At 66.2% G+C, this 12777-nt stretch carries 11 protein-coding genes and 1 tRNA gene; 3 read left to right on the top strand and 9 right to left on the bottom strand.

Annotated features, from left to right (window positions below; translation table 11 throughout):
* Positions 1–61: 61 nt before the first annotated feature.
* The 5 genes from AC1Q6E_RS24730 to AC1Q6E_RS24710 form a co-directional block, all read right to left on the bottom strand.
* A complete protein-coding gene (locus tag AC1Q6E_RS24730; protein WP_492573730.1) occupies positions 62–1699 on the bottom strand; it encodes an AMP-binding protein in 1638 nt (545 codons plus the stop codon).
* A gap of 200 nt (positions 1700–1899) precedes the next feature.
* Positions 1900–2436 (bottom strand): Dps family protein, encoded by a 537-nt coding sequence (locus AC1Q6E_RS24725; protein WP_152795636.1) that lies wholly within the window; start codon positions 2434–2436, stop codon positions 1900–1902.
* Between the two features lie 83 nt (positions 2437–2519).
* The gene (locus AC1Q6E_RS24720) at positions 2520–3464 is read right to left on the bottom strand and encodes a LysR substrate-binding domain-containing protein (protein ID WP_152795634.1); all 945 of its coding nucleotides are present in this window, start codon (positions 3462–3464) and stop codon (positions 2520–2522) included.
* A 13-nt stretch (positions 3465–3477) separates the two neighbouring features.
* Entirely contained in the window at positions 3478–5541 is a 2064-nt protein-coding gene (gene recG, locus AC1Q6E_RS24715; protein WP_296556541.1) for an ATP-dependent DNA helicase RecG, read from the bottom strand.
* Between the two features lie 13 nt (positions 5542–5554).
* Positions 5555–5944, bottom strand: coding sequence for a Rid family detoxifying hydrolase (locus AC1Q6E_RS24710; RefSeq protein WP_152795630.1), 390 nt, complete (start codon positions 5942–5944; stop codon positions 5555–5557).
* A 212-nt stretch (positions 5945–6156) separates the two neighbouring features.
* On the opposite strand from AC1Q6E_RS24710, the gene AC1Q6E_RS24705 reads away from it, so the two are divergent.
* Both AC1Q6E_RS24705 and AC1Q6E_RS24700 read left to right on the top strand, forming a co-directional pair.
* On the top strand, positions 6157–8127 hold the full coding sequence (locus AC1Q6E_RS24705; protein WP_152795629.1) for an APC family permease: 1971 nt from the start codon (positions 6157–6159) through the stop codon (positions 8125–8127).
* A 60-nt stretch (positions 8128–8187) separates the two neighbouring features.
* On the top strand, positions 8188–8676 hold the full coding sequence (locus AC1Q6E_RS24700; protein ID WP_152795627.1) for an SRPBCC family protein: 489 nt from the start codon (positions 8188–8190) through the stop codon (positions 8674–8676).
* A 67-nt stretch (positions 8677–8743) separates the two neighbouring features.
* Here AC1Q6E_RS24700 and AC1Q6E_RS24695 read toward each other — a convergent pair whose 3' ends face one another.
* Positions 8744–9520 carry a ferredoxin--NADP reductase gene (locus AC1Q6E_RS24695; RefSeq protein WP_152795625.1) on the bottom strand — a complete coding sequence of 259 codons (777 nt, stop codon included), beginning with the start codon at positions 9518–9520 and terminating at the stop codon, positions 8744–8746.
* 290 nt (positions 9521–9810) lie between these two features.
* On the opposite strand from AC1Q6E_RS24695, the gene AC1Q6E_RS24690 reads away from it, so the two are divergent.
* Entirely contained in the window at positions 9811–10911 is a 1101-nt protein-coding gene (locus tag AC1Q6E_RS24690; protein ID WP_152795623.1) for an NAD(P)-dependent alcohol dehydrogenase, read from the top strand.
* 28 nt (positions 10912–10939) lie between these two features.
* Here the strand turns inward: AC1Q6E_RS24690 and AC1Q6E_RS24685 are convergent, their stop codons facing one another.
* The 3 genes from AC1Q6E_RS24685 to AC1Q6E_RS24675 all read right to left on the bottom strand — a co-directional run bounded on the left by AC1Q6E_RS24685 (position 10940) and on the right by AC1Q6E_RS24675 (position 12773).
* Positions 10940–12169, bottom strand: a complete 1230-nt coding sequence (locus AC1Q6E_RS24685) for a type II toxin-antitoxin system HipA family toxin (RefSeq protein ID WP_492573729.1) — start codon at positions 12167–12169, stop codon at positions 10940–10942.
* Positions 12166–12489, bottom strand: a complete 324-nt coding sequence (locus AC1Q6E_RS24680) for a helix-turn-helix domain-containing protein (RefSeq protein ID WP_152795619.1) — start codon at positions 12487–12489, stop codon at positions 12166–12168. Before AC1Q6E_RS24680 ends, AC1Q6E_RS24685 begins: the two co-directional genes overlap by 4 nt.
* A 208-nt stretch (positions 12490–12697) precedes the next feature.
* Positions 12698–12773: transfer RNA gene (locus tag AC1Q6E_RS24675), tRNA-Ala, on the bottom strand.
* Between the last annotated feature and the right edge of the window lie 4 nt (positions 12774–12777).

Here is a 12777-nt window from a genome sequence, read left to right as displayed (position 1 = left end):
CGGGGCCTTGCCGGCCCCCCAACGGAGGCATTTCGTGCGGGCCTATCTCCGGGACAGCGCGCTAGCTCAGCCCGCGCAGCGCGAAGCGCTTGAGCTTGCCCGTTTCAGTACGGGGCAAGGCATCGACGAAACGGATGACGCGCGGGTATTTGTAGGGAGCGATCGTGCGCTTGACGTGCTCCTGGAGGGCCTTGGCCAGATCGTCTCCAGGCGCGAAGCCGGGGCGCAGCACGACAAAGGCGGTCACGGCCTGGCCGCGCTCGTCGTCGGCGACGCCGATCACGCCGCATTCGGCCACGGCCTCGTGCTGGAGCAAGGCGCTTTCGACCTCGGGACCGGCGATGTTGTAGCCGGCCGAGATGATCATGTCATCGGTCCGGGCCTGGTAATACAGGTAGCCGTCCTCGTCCATCATGAAGGAATCGCCGGTCAGGTTCCATCCCTGGCGGACGGCGTTGGCCTGGCGGTCGTCGGCCAGGTATTTGCAGCCCGTGGGGCCGCGCACGGCCAGGCGGCCGACGGTGCGAGGAGGCTGGGGCCGCATGGCTTCGTCGACGATGCAGGCCTCGTAGCCGGGCACCACCTTGCCGATGGCGCCGCGGCGGACCTCCTGGCCGGCGCTGGAGATGAAGATATGGATCATCTCGGTGCTGCCGATGCCGTCGGTCATCTCCACGCCGGTCGCCTGCTTCCAGCTCTGGCGCGTGGCGTCGGGCAGGGCTTCGCCGGCCGAGACGCAATGGCGCAGGCTGGAGATGTCGTAGCCCTGGGCCAGGGCCGCCATCTGGCGGTAGAAGGTGGGCGCGGTGAAGACGATGGTGGCGCGGGTGGCCTGGATGGTTTCCAGCAGCGAAGCCGGGGTCAGCTTCTCGGACAGCACGGTAGAGGCGCCGGCGCGCAACGGGAAGCACAGCATGCCGCCCAGGCCGAAGGTGAACGCCAGGGGCGGCGTGCCGCAGAAGATGTCGTCGGGCGTGGCCTGCAATATCGAGCGCGGGAACAGGTCGCACATCGCCAGCACGTCGCGATGGAAATGGATGCAGCCTTTGGGGCTGCCCGTGGTGCCGCTGGTGAAGGCGATCAGGCAGACGTCGTCGCCGGCCGTATCGCACGCGGGAAAGGACGCCGGCTTGCCGCTCGCCAGGGCTTCCAGCGACTCGGGGCCGTCGTCGTTGAAAAAGCGGACCTGGGTCAACGTGGGACAGTGCGCGGGACCGGACCGCATGCAGGCGTCGACTTCATCGCGCAGGCGCACGTCGCACAGCGCCGCGCGGACCTGTGCCTTGTCGATGACCGGCTTGAGCTCCACCGCGCGCAGCAGCGGCATGGTCGGCACCGCCACCAGACCTGCCTTGATCGTGGCCAGCAGGGCGATCGCCATGGCGGGGTTGTTCGGGCCCCGCAGAAGGACACGGTTGCCCGGCACCAGGCCCATGTCCTCGACCAGGACGCGCGCCAGGCGGTCCACCCGCTGCTGCACTTCGAGATAGGTGATGGCCGACGGTTTGCCGCCGGTCACGGTCCAGATCGCCGGGCGCCGGCCGTGCCCCGCCGCCACCGCGCCGTCGATCAGCTCGGCCGCGCAGTTCAAGCGGGCGGGATAGCGGACGGCGGGATGATCGAGCAGGAATGCCGGCCAGGCCTCGGGCGGCGGAAGATGATCGCGCGCAAAGGTATCGAGATGCCCCGAGCGTTCCATGAGTGGTCTCCAGCGGTATGCGCGGCCTCACGGCCGGGCAGTGACGGGTCGAAGATTAATTTAACTTAAAATTTTTAAACCTCAAATAATTTTCCGCATCCAGGCAGGGAAAGAACATAGAAAAAATCCCTGCGCCGCGTCGCCCGCGAGGCAGGGATTTCCATGACCCGGCGCCGCGTACGGCGCCCTGGTCCCAAGGCCTATTGCAGCAGGCTGCGCAACATCCAGGCGGTCTTCTCGTGGAACTCCAGGCGCTGGGTCAGCAGGTCGGCGGTCGGCTCGTCGCTGGCGGCATCCGCCACCTTGAGGATGTTGCGGGCGGTCTTGGCCACCGCCTCGTGCCCCACCACCAGCTGGCGCACCATTTCCAGCGCCTCGGGCACGTCGGCCGGTTCGCTGATCGTGGTGAGCTTGGCGAATTCGCGGTAGGTGCCCGGCGCGACGTGCCCCAGCGCGCGGATGCGCTCGGCCACGTCATCGATGGAAGTCCACAGGTCGGTGTACTGGGTCATGAACATGGCATGCAGGGTGTTGAACATCGGCCCCGTCACGTTCCAGTGGAAGTTGTGCGTCATCAGGTACAGCGTGTAGGTATCGGCCAGCAGCTTGGACAAGCCCCCGGCCACCGCGGCGCGGTCCTTGTCGGAGATGCCGATGTCGATGCGCAGCGCACCGGCGGCCGAGCGGGCCGCGCCACCATTGCTTGCGGGTTTCTTGGCAGTTGCTTTCTTCACCATTGCTTGACTCCTTGTCAAAGTCGAAACCGACGTCACAGGATACTAGATTGGGATGGATCGCGGCATGACAAGCGCTATCCGCCTCAGGCCGCCTGCGCGCTGGGATCCAGCATGGCCACGCCGTTCAGCCGACAGGCGTGGATGGCGGCGATCAGGGTGTCGATGGCTGCCGTGCGCGGGAAACTCTTGCGCCATGCCAGCACCACGCGCCGGTCGGGCACGGGGTCCTCGAAGGGAATGTAGCGCAGCAGATCGCGTTCATCGGGCTGCGGCGGGATCGACGACATGGGCAGCACCGTGATGCCTATGCCCGAGGCCACCATGTGCCGGATGGTCTCCAGCGACGACCCCTCGAAGGTCCGCTGGATGCCTTCGGTGGTCGCCGAAAAGCGCGACAGTTCGGGACAGACTTCCAACACCTGGTCGCGGAAGCAATGGCCCGTGCCCAGCAGCAGCATGGTCTCGCTCTTGAGTTCTTCGGCATTGACGCGGCTGCGGCTGGCCAGCGGATGGCCCTTGGGCACGGCCACCACGAAGGGCTCGTCGTACAGCGGCTGGATGGTCAGCCCGGCGTCGGGCAGCGGCAGGGCCATGATGGCGCAGTCGATCTCGCCCTGGCGCAGCAGCTCCAGCAGCCGCACGGTGAAATACTCCTGCAGCAGCAGCGGCATCTGCGGCGCGATCTCGATCAGCCTGGGCACCAGTTGCGGCAGCAGGTAGGGACCGATGGTATAGATGACGCCCACCCGCAGCGCGCCGGACAGCGGATCATGGCCTTGTTTGGCGATCTCCTTCAGGTTCGCGCTCTCTTCCAGCACTTTCTGGGCCTGGGCCACGATGCGCTCGCCGATGGGGGTCACGCCCACTTCGGTGCCGCCCCGCTCGAACAGCGTCACGCCCAGCTCGTCCTCCAGCTTGCGGATGGCCACCGAAAGCGTGGGCTGGCTGACGAAACAGGCCTCGGCGGCACGGCCGAAATGCCGCTCCCGCGCCACCGCCACGATGTATTTCAGTTCAGTCAGGGTCATCTCTCGCCTCTTTTCAAGCCTTGAGGAAATCCTCCCGCCCGCGCATCCATCGCGCCAGGTGGGCGGACACCACGTCTTGCGCGCGCGCCTGCAATTCGGCGGCGGCTTCATGCGCCTGTTCGGCAATCTCCAGGTCGGCATCCAGGTCGGCGAACCGCATCAGCGCCAGGCCCGACTGCCGTACGCCCAGGAACTCGCCGGGCCCGCGCAGCTCCAGGTCGCGCCGCGCGATCTCGAACCCGTCGGTGGTTTCGTGCATGGTCCGCAGCCGCGCCTTGGCGACCAGCGACAGCGGCGCCTGATACAACAGCACGCAAACCGACTCGGCCGCGCCCCGCCCTACCCGGCCGCGCAACTGGTGCAACTGCGCCAGGCCGAAGCGTTCGGCGTGCTCGATCACCATCAACGAGGCATTGGGCACGTCGACGCCGACCTCGATCACGGTGGTCGCCACCAGCAGGTCGAGATCGCCGTCCTTGAAGGCCTGCATGACCGCCGCCTTCTCCGCGGTCGGCAGCCTGCCGTGCACCAGGCCCACGCGCAGCTCCGGCAGCGCCTGCCGCAGCGTCTCGAAGGTATCGACGGCGGTCTGCAGTTCCAGCGTCTCGCTCTCTTCGACCAGCGGGCACACCCAGTACACCTGGCGGCCGGTCCGGGCAGCCTCGTGGATGCGCGCGACCACCTCGTCGCGGCGCGTGTCCGACAGCAGCTTGGTGATGACCGGCACCCGGCCCGGCGGCAACTCGTCGATGACCGAGACATCCAGGTCGGCGAAGAACGTCATCGCCAGCGTGCGGGGAATGGGCGTGGCGGACATCATCAACTGGTGGGGAAACACCTCGTCCTCGCCGCCCTTGTTGCGCAGCGCGAGCCGCTGGCCCACGCCGAAGCGATGCTGTTCGTCGACGATGGACAGGCCCAGCCGCGCGAACTGCACATGCTGCTGGATCAGCGCCTGCGTGCCCACCGCCAGCGGCGCCTCGCCGCTCTCTATCAGCGCGGCCGCCTCGCGCCGGCCCTTGGGCGTCAGGCTGCCCGTCAGCCAGGCCACTTTCACGCCCAACGGCTCCAGCCAGCCCACCAGCTTGCGGAAATGCTGTTCGGCCAGGATCTCGGTGGGCGCCATCAACGCCGCCTGGTAGCCGTTGTCGATGGCCTGCGCGGCGGCCAGCGCCGCCACCACCGTCTTGCCGCTGCCCACGTCTCCCTGCAGCAGCCGCTGCATGGGATGCGGCCGGGTCAGATCGGCGGCGATTTCGTCGCGCACCCGCTGCTGGGCGCCGGTCAGCTCGAACGGCAGCGCGCGCAGCAGCCGCGCCACCAGCCCATCGGCCGCGGTCGAACGCGCCAGCGGCGGCGCCCGTTTGTCCAGCCGGGCGGCGCGCGCCCGCGCCAGCGACAGTTGCTGGGCCAGCAGCTCGTCGAACTTGATGCGCAGCCAGGCCGGATGCGCGCGATCGACCAGGGGCTGCGTGGCCACGTCGGGCGGCGGCGCGTGCAACAGGCGCACGGCCTGGCCGAACGGCATCAGACCATAGCGTTGCAGCAGCGCCTCCGGCAGCGTATCGCGCAGGTCCGCCCGCTCCAGCGCCGCGGCGATGGCCTTGCGCAGCGTGGCCTGGGGCAGCCCCTCGGTAGTGGGATAGACCGGCGTCAGGCGATCGGGCAAGGGGGTATCTCCATCGGCGACCGTGGTGCGCGGGTGCACCATCTCCATGCCGAAGAAACCGCCGCGCGCCTCGCCCCGCGCGCGGATGCGGCGCCCCACCGCCAGCTGTTTCTGCTGGCTGGGATAGAAGTTCAGGTAGCGCAGCGCGAGTTCGCCGGTGTCGTCTTCGATCGCCGCCACCAGTTGGCGCCGCGGACGATAGGCGACCTCGCAGCGCGTCACCACGCCCTCGACCTGCGCCCACATGCCCGGCAGCAGCCGCTTGATCGGCGTCAGCTGCGTCTCGTCCTCGTAGCGGATGGGCAGGTGCAGGACGAAGTCGTCCGCGACGCGCAGCCCGAGCTTGCGCATCTTGCGCTGCTGCGGCGTCAGCTCGCTTTCGTCCTGGGCGGCGGGGCGCGCGCTCATGTATCGGCCAGGATCAGATGACCAGGATCGCCTCGACCTCGAACTCCGCCCCCTTGGGCAAGGCCGCCACGCCCACCGTGGAGCGGGCCGGGAAAGGCTGGGGAATCAACTGCGCCATGATGTCGTTGGCCGTGCCGAACTTGGACAGGTCGGTCAGGAACAAGGTCAGCTTGACGACCTGGTCCAGCGTGCCACCCGCCTGGCGCACCACCGCTTCCATGTTGGCGAAAGCCTGGCGCACCTGCGCCTCGAAACTGCCCGTTTCCAACTGGCCGGAGGCGGGAATCAGGCCGATCTGACCCGACAGATAGACGGTCTTGCCGGAAGCGGGCACGGCCACTGCCTGGGAATACGGACCGACGGCCGCCGGCGCGGCGTCGGTGTGGATGATCTGCTTGCTCATGCTTGCCTCGATGGATAAGGGGATCCGCGCCCATGGGCGCCTATGCGTAAAGCTATCAGAAATTCGTTTGCCATAGTGCCTGCCCAGAGACAGGGTAACAATTTCCCCTATTGCTAGAATGGCCTTCAAAGCGCGAATCCCTCCAAAAGCGTACGCTGCGCGCCGCGCAATCAAGAAGACATTCGACCCCCAGGCAGCAGGAATCCCTTCGTATGAAAGCAACCTCATGGCGCGAGCGTCTGCTGGGCAAGGCCCGGGACCCGCTGTCCCCGGACACCCGGCATTCCCTCGCGCTGGCGGCCTTCCTGGCCTGGGTGGGACTGGGCGCGGACGGCCTGTCCTCCTCGTCCTACGGCCCGGAGGAGGCATTCCGCGCCCTGGGCACCCATACCCACCTCGCCCTGTTCCTGGCCATCGCGACCGCCATCACGGTGTTCGTCGTCGCACTGGCCTATAACCAGGTCATCGAGCTGTTCCCCACCGGCGGCGGCGGATACCGGGTATCGACCGCGCTGCTCGGCCCCACGGCCGGCCTCGTCTCGGGCTCGGCGCTGATCGTGGACTACGTGCTGACCATCGCCATTTCCGTGGCCAGCGGCACCGATGCGCTGTTCTCGCTGCTGCCGCCAGGCTGGCAGACGTCCAAGCTGTGGACCGCCTGTGTGATGGTGCTCCTGCTGACATGGCTGAACCTGCGGGGCGCCAAGGAAAGCATCAAGGTCCTCCTGCCCATCTTCGTCGGCTTCGTGGTCACGCACGCCATCCTGATCGCCTGGGGCATCTTCGCGCACGCCGAAGGCCTGCCGCTCCTGATTCCCGACACGATCCGGGAGGTGCGCGAATTTTCCCAGGAAGCCGGCTGGTTCTTCGTGCTCGCGGTCTTCCTGAAGGCCTACTCGCTGGGCGGCGGCACCTATACCGGGATCGAGGCGGTCTCCAACAACGTCGACCGCCTGGCCGAGCCGGTGGTCCACACCGGCAAGGCAACCATGCTGTTGATGGCCATCAGCCTGGCCTTCACCGCCGGCGGCATCATCCTGCTGTACCTGCTGTGGAACGCGACGCCGGTGGAAGGCCAGACGCTGAACGCTGTCGTGTTCGGCAACGTCCTCGGCGAAATGGGCTTCGACGGCAGCGACCTGTTCGTGGCGCTGACCGTGGTCCTGGCCTTCGAGGCAGGCCTCTTGTTCGTGGCCGCCAACACCGGCTTCCTGGGTGGCCCCTCGGTGCTGTCCAACATGGCCGCCGACTCCTGGATGCCGCACCGTTTCCGCTACCTGTCGAACCGGCTGGTCACCGAGAACGGCATCCTGCTGATGGGCATCGCCGCCTTCGCCATCCTGCTGCTGACCGGGGGCAAGGTCTCCGTCCTGGTGGTGCTGTATTCGATCAACGTCTTCCTGACCTTCACGCTATCGCTGGCGGGGCTGTCGCTGTACTGGATACGGAACCGCCACAAGCCCCTGCACAAGAAGCACTGGCGCCAGCGGCTCGCCCTGTCGCTGGTGGCCGTCACCATTACCAGCTCCATCCTGGTCGTTACCATCGTCGAGAAATTCTTCGAGGGCGGCTGGGCCACGCTGCTCATCACGAGCGTGCTGATTTTCATCTGCCTGGGGATACGGTCGCACTACCGGGAAACGCGGCGCCGCATCGCCGCGATCGACGACATCTTCGCCGACCAGGCGTTCGGCTCGGACTGCTCGCCGCCCGCGCTCGACCCCTACGCGCCCACGGCCGCGTTCCTGGTCGGCTCCAGCCGCGGCGGGGGCCTGCATGCGCTGCTGTGGGTGCAGCGCATGTTCCCCGACCACTTCAAGAACTTCATCTTCATCAACGCCCGGACGGTGGACGCTCAGGTCTACGGCGGCCCGGAAGCGATGGAGGCGATGAAGCTGCAGGCCACCACTTCGCTGAAATTTTTCGAACGCTTCTGCAACAGCTACGGCATGGCCGCGACCAGCCGCCTGGGATTCGGCACCGATGCCGTGCAGACCCTGGAAAAGCAGATCACCGAAATCCTGCAGGAATATCCCAACACCATCGTCTTCGCCAGCAAGCTGGTGTTCAAGCGCGAGAATTTCGTCACCCGCCTGCTGCACAACCAGGCGATCAACTCGCTGCAGCGGCGCATGCACATCAACGGCCAGCAGTTGATGGTCCTGCCCATGCTGATCGACTAGGGCGCCGGGCACGCCGGAGCGCGGTATCCTTAGGGGAATCTCCCGGAAACCGCGCTCTCCATGCTTCGCTTCGAACACCTCATCCAGATCAACGACCCGCTCGTCCCCCTGCTCACGCCGCTCACGCGCGAGCAGATCTGGCGCGGGCTGTTCATCCGGGCCCACGAGCCCACGGAATTCGTCATGGGGCTGGAAAGCTGCACCATCGAGGCGGAAACCGTCGGACAGGAGCACACCGTGCTCAGGCGCGTGCTCGACTTCGGGCCCTTCCAGGTCCACGACGAGGTCACGCTGACGCCCATGATGCAGGTCAAGGTGCTGGCCGCCGCCACCGACCTGTGGCCCCGCAGCGAGGCCACGGTCCGTATCGAGGAACCCGGGCCGGACGTGCTGTTCCTGCGCTTCATCTACGAGCTGGACCTGCAGGAAGGCCACAGCGAGCTGGACGAAACCGTCGTGGCCCTGCGCAAGCAGGCCTACATCGCCGCCGACATGGACACGGTCCAGCGCATCCGCGAACTGGCCGAATCGGGCCGGCTGGTGCACTGATCCGCCAGGCAAGAAAACGGGGCCTCGCGGCCCCGTTTTTCATTGCTGGCAGACGGCAGGCCCCGGCTCACTTTTCCACGAAAGCGCGCTCGACCACGTAGTCCCCGGCATGGCCGGTGTGCTCGGACGCCTTGAAGCCCAGGCCGTCCAGGATGGCGGTGACGTCGGCCAGCATGTGCGGGCTGCCGCACAGCATGGCGCGGTCGTGCTCGGGATTGATGGGGGGCAGCCCGATGTCGGCCGCCAGCCTGCCGCTGGTCAGGAGATCGGTGATGCGGCCCTGGTTGCGGAAGGGCTCGCGCGTGACCGTGGGGTAATAGATCAGCTTGTCGCGCACCATGTCGCCGAAGTATTCGTTGCCTGGCAGTTCGCTGCCGATGTAGTCCGAATAGGCCAGTTCGCTGACCCAGCGCACGCCGTGCACCAGCACCACTTTCTCGAAGCGCTCGTAGACGTCGGGATCCTTGATGATGCTCATGAAGGGGGCCAGGCCCGTACCCGTGCCGAACAGGTACAGGTTCTTGCCGGGCAGCAGGTCGTCCACCACCAGGGTGCCGACCGGCTTGCGGCTGACCAGGATGGAATCGCCTTCCTTCAGGTGCTGCAGGCGCGAGGTGAGCGGGCCGTTGGGCACCTTGATGCTCAGGAACTCGAGATGTTCCTCGTAGTTGGCGCTGGCGATGCTGTAGGCGCGCATCAGCGGCTTGCCTTCGACTTCCAGCCCGATCATGACGAAGTGGCCGTTGTGGAAACGCAGCGCGGGATCGCGCGTGGTCTTGAAGCTGAAAAGCGTCTCGTTCCAGTGGTGAACGCTCGTGACGCGTTCGGTATTGAAAGCGGCCATGTCCTGTCGGATCCCATCTAGATAGTCGGGCCAGTTTACCAAACCGTGACTGGCCGCCGGACGTAAACCTCAGATTTTATGCGGATTAGCGGGCAGTAAGGCGAAATTGGACGCATCTTATGAACAGGGGTTTTAAGCATATTGCCGATGACCGGGGTAACCCCTTGTTTCCTCCATGACGGCCGCGGATGACCTGGATCAATCAACCCGTCCCGGATCTCCTGTGTAATGCTTCTAGCAGGCATGCTGCAACGACGGTTCCCAACCCATCCCCTCCAGGAGGCCGAACGATGACTGCCATGATGAAAGCCGCCGTATTCGTCGCGCCCGGGCGCATCGAGATCGCGGACAAGCCCATTCCCGGCGTGGGCCCGAACGACGCCCTGGTCCGCATCACCACCACGACCATCTGCGGCACCGACATCCACATACTGAAAGGCGAATACCCCGTCGCCCCCGGCCTGACCGTGGGCCACGAACCGGTGGGCGTGATCGAGAAACTCGGCAGCGCCGTGACCGGCTACCGGGAAGGCCAGCGCGTCATCGCCGGCGCCATCTGCCCGAACTTCAACTCCTATGCCGCGCAGGATGGCGTTCCGTCGCAGGACGGCAGCTACCTGGTCCCGCAGGGACTGTGCGGCTGCCACGGCTACAAGGCGACCGCCGGCTGGCGTTTCGGCAACCTCATCGACGGCACCCAGGCGGAATACGTGCTGGTACCCGATGCCCAGGCCAACCTCGCCCCCATCCCCGACGGACTGACCGACGAACAGGTGCTGATGTGCCCGGACATCATGTCCACCGGCTTCAAGGGCGCCGAGAACGCCAACATCCGCATCGGCGACGTCGTGGCCGTGTTCGCCCAGGGCCCCATCGGCCTGTGCGCCACCGCCGGCGCCCGGCTGTCGGGCGCGACGACCATCATCGCCATCGACGGCAACCCGCACCGGCTGGACATCGCGCGCAAGCTGGGGGCGGACGTCGCCCTGAATTTCCGGGAGTGCGACGTGGTGGACGAGATCATGAAACTGACCGGTGGCCGCGGCGTGGATGCCTCGATCGAGGCCCTGGGCACCCAGTCGACGTTCGCGTCCGCGCTACGCGTGCTCAAGCCCGGCGGCACCCTGTCCAGCCTGGGCGTCTATTCCGAGGACCTGACCCTGCCCCTGTCGGCCTTCGCCGCCGGCCTGGGCGACCACAAGATCAACACCGCGCTGTGCCCGGGCGGCAAGGAACGGATGCGGCGGCTGATCAACGTGCTGGAATCCGGGCGCCTGGACCTGGGGCTGCTGGTGACCCACGAGTTCAAGCTCGACGACATCGTGGCGGCCTACGAGCTGTTCGCCAACCAGCGGGACAATGTGCTGAAGGTGGCGGTCAAGCCGCATTGAAGGATATGGTGCGAGGCGTGCCCCGCGCCTATCCGCGCAATGAAACGGGAACGGTTTTTCCAGGCTTGGCGTCGGGCCTGATATCGGCCAGCCCGGTACCCCAGGCGGCCAGCATGCCCTGCGCGACATCGCGAAAGCCCGGGTAGCGCGCGGCATGGTCGGTGATCATCGGCGCGATCCCGTGCACGGCTTGCGTGATCCGTTCGCGCGCTTCGTCCATGTCCGCCTTGCTCAGGCCCAGCCACGTGGCCCCGTAGATCGCCAGCATGCTGCCCGACGCCCACACGCGCTTGCCCTGCAAGGGCAGCGCAGGCAGGCTCGTCGCGAATCTCGGATAGACGGTGCTGCTCAGGACGTCGTAGACCGGCGCCAGCCGGACATCATCGACGCCGGTATAGACCAGCGCGAAATTTTTCAGATGCGCATCGGCATTGCGGACGGCGTAGTTCAGCAATATCAACGCATAGAGGCGGCGTGCCGCATCCCTGAATGCCGCGCGCGGCACGTAGGCACGGGTAAGCCTGGCCAGATCCTCCAGCGTCCCCTTGTACTTGTTGACGGCGTCATTGGGCTTGAGCGCGCAGTAATCCTCGACCGCCAGCATCCGGCCGTCGGCGGTACGGTCGAAGCGTCGTACCGCCAGTACCTGCCCGTCGGCGGACAGCCGTGCCTCGGGCACCTCGAGGCCGGCCGCGCGAGCGACTTCCAGGCAAAGGAACTCGTTGATCGCGAGTCCCGGCAGATCGTCGAAACCCGTCTTCAGGATGAACTCGTCCGTCCAGACCGTCGCCCTGTCCTCGGGCCGCACGAGCGCCTTGGGCATGACGCCGGACACCCCTTCCGCCACCCCGCCTTCCAACAGCCGCAGCAGGTTTTCCCGCGAATTGGCCGACGCGAGCAATCCCGCCATGTCGGCCTTGCTGGAGGCCGCGGCAAGCGTGGCACCTCGCGGCACCACCTGGACGCGTCCGATCGTGTTGGCGCCCGTCAGCGCAAGCAGGCCGAAATCGCTGACGTCGGCATGCGGGCCCAGACGGCGGATCATCAGATCCTTCTTGAACCCCTCGGGCAGATTCATCTGGAAGAAGGGATGCAGCGTCTTCCAGTCGTACGACGCCGCGCGCACCGGCATGAGCAGCGAAACAAAGCGATTCGGCGGCACGTCGGGAAGGTAGCCGAAGACATACCGGGCCGCTTCCTCGGTAAGCGTTCCCACCAGTTCGCCGCTCACATGGACATCGAGCGTCGCGCGGCTCATGGCTGGCTCTTCGTTGCTTTCGGACCGCGCGCGGAACGCTTGCGCACCCGCTGGCGCGCGGGGATATCGCCCGCCTCGGCAGACTCGGCCAGGACGTCGTCGAGCGTGCGCTGATGCCCTGGCCGACGCGCGATCAACTCCAGCCCCACGGCATCGAAAAGGCTCAGCATCTTGACGGCGCCGATTTCGGGCAATGCCCCCGTCTCGAACATGCTGATGCGGCCGCGCGCCACGCCGCTCATCTCGGCGACCTGCTGTTGAGTCAGATCGGCCGCCATGCGGGCACTACGGAAGGCTTCTCCCAGCTCGGCAAGGTTCATGTTCTATATCCGGAACATTATTGGCAAAATCCTAGATAATGAATCGTATATGGAACACTACACCATCGCAAGCCATGTCCCTTATTCGAGACATTAGAAGGAGAAACCCATTTAATGTCTCATAGGCATTACATTGAATCAGAGCTCGCCCAAAACAAAAACGACGCCCGCATCGCAAGATGCAGTACGTCGTTTTTGAATGAAACCTTGGTGGAGCGGAGGAGGATCGAACTCCCGACCTTCGCATTGCGAACGCGACGCTCTCCCAGCTGAGCTACCGCCCCACGT

The sequence above is a fragment of the Pigmentiphaga sp. MLSB6-MA01 genome (assembly GCF_058793475.1).
Note: the sequence above shows the minus strand (reverse complement) of the source record. Positions and strands in the feature narration are given on the sequence as shown.

Excerpts from the sequence above, each read along its gene's own strand:
- AC1Q6E_RS24710 (WP_152795630.1), bottom strand. The coding sequence starts at position 5,944 with ATGAGCAAGCAGATCATCCACACCGACGCCGCGCCGGCGGCCGTCGGT.
- AC1Q6E_RS24720 (WP_152795634.1), bottom strand. The coding sequence starts at position 3,464 with ATGACCCTGACTGAACTGAAATACATCGTGGCGGTGGCGCGGGAGCGG.
- AC1Q6E_RS24705 (WP_152795629.1), top strand. The coding sequence starts at position 6,157 with ATGAAAGCAACCTCATGGCGCGAGCGTCTGCTGGGCAAGGCCCGGGAC.
- AC1Q6E_RS24690 (WP_152795623.1), top strand. The coding sequence starts at position 9,811 with ATGACTGCCATGATGAAAGCCGCCGTATTCGTCGCGCCCGGGCGCATC.
- recG (WP_296556541.1), bottom strand. The coding sequence starts at position 5,541 with ATGAGCGCGCGCCCCGCCGCCCAGGACGAAAGCGAGCTGACGCCGCAG.
- AC1Q6E_RS24730 (WP_492573730.1), bottom strand. The coding sequence starts at position 1,699 with ATGGAACGCTCGGGGCATCTCGATACCTTTGCGCGCGATCATCTTCCG.
- AC1Q6E_RS24725 (WP_152795636.1), bottom strand. The coding sequence starts at position 2,436 with ATGGTGAAGAAAGCAACTGCCAAGAAACCCGCAAGCAATGGTGGCGCG.
- AC1Q6E_RS24695 (WP_152795625.1), bottom strand. The coding sequence starts at position 9,520 with ATGGCCGCTTTCAATACCGAACGCGTCACGAGCGTTCACCACTGGAAC.
- AC1Q6E_RS24680 (WP_152795619.1), bottom strand. The coding sequence starts at position 12,489 with ATGAACCTTGCCGAGCTGGGAGAAGCCTTCCGTAGTGCCCGCATGGCG.
- AC1Q6E_RS24700 (WP_152795627.1), top strand. The coding sequence starts at position 8,188 with ATGCTTCGCTTCGAACACCTCATCCAGATCAACGACCCGCTCGTCCCC.
- AC1Q6E_RS24685 (WP_492573729.1), bottom strand. The coding sequence starts at position 12,169 with ATGAGCCGCGCGACGCTCGATGTCCATGTGAGCGGCGAACTGGTGGGA.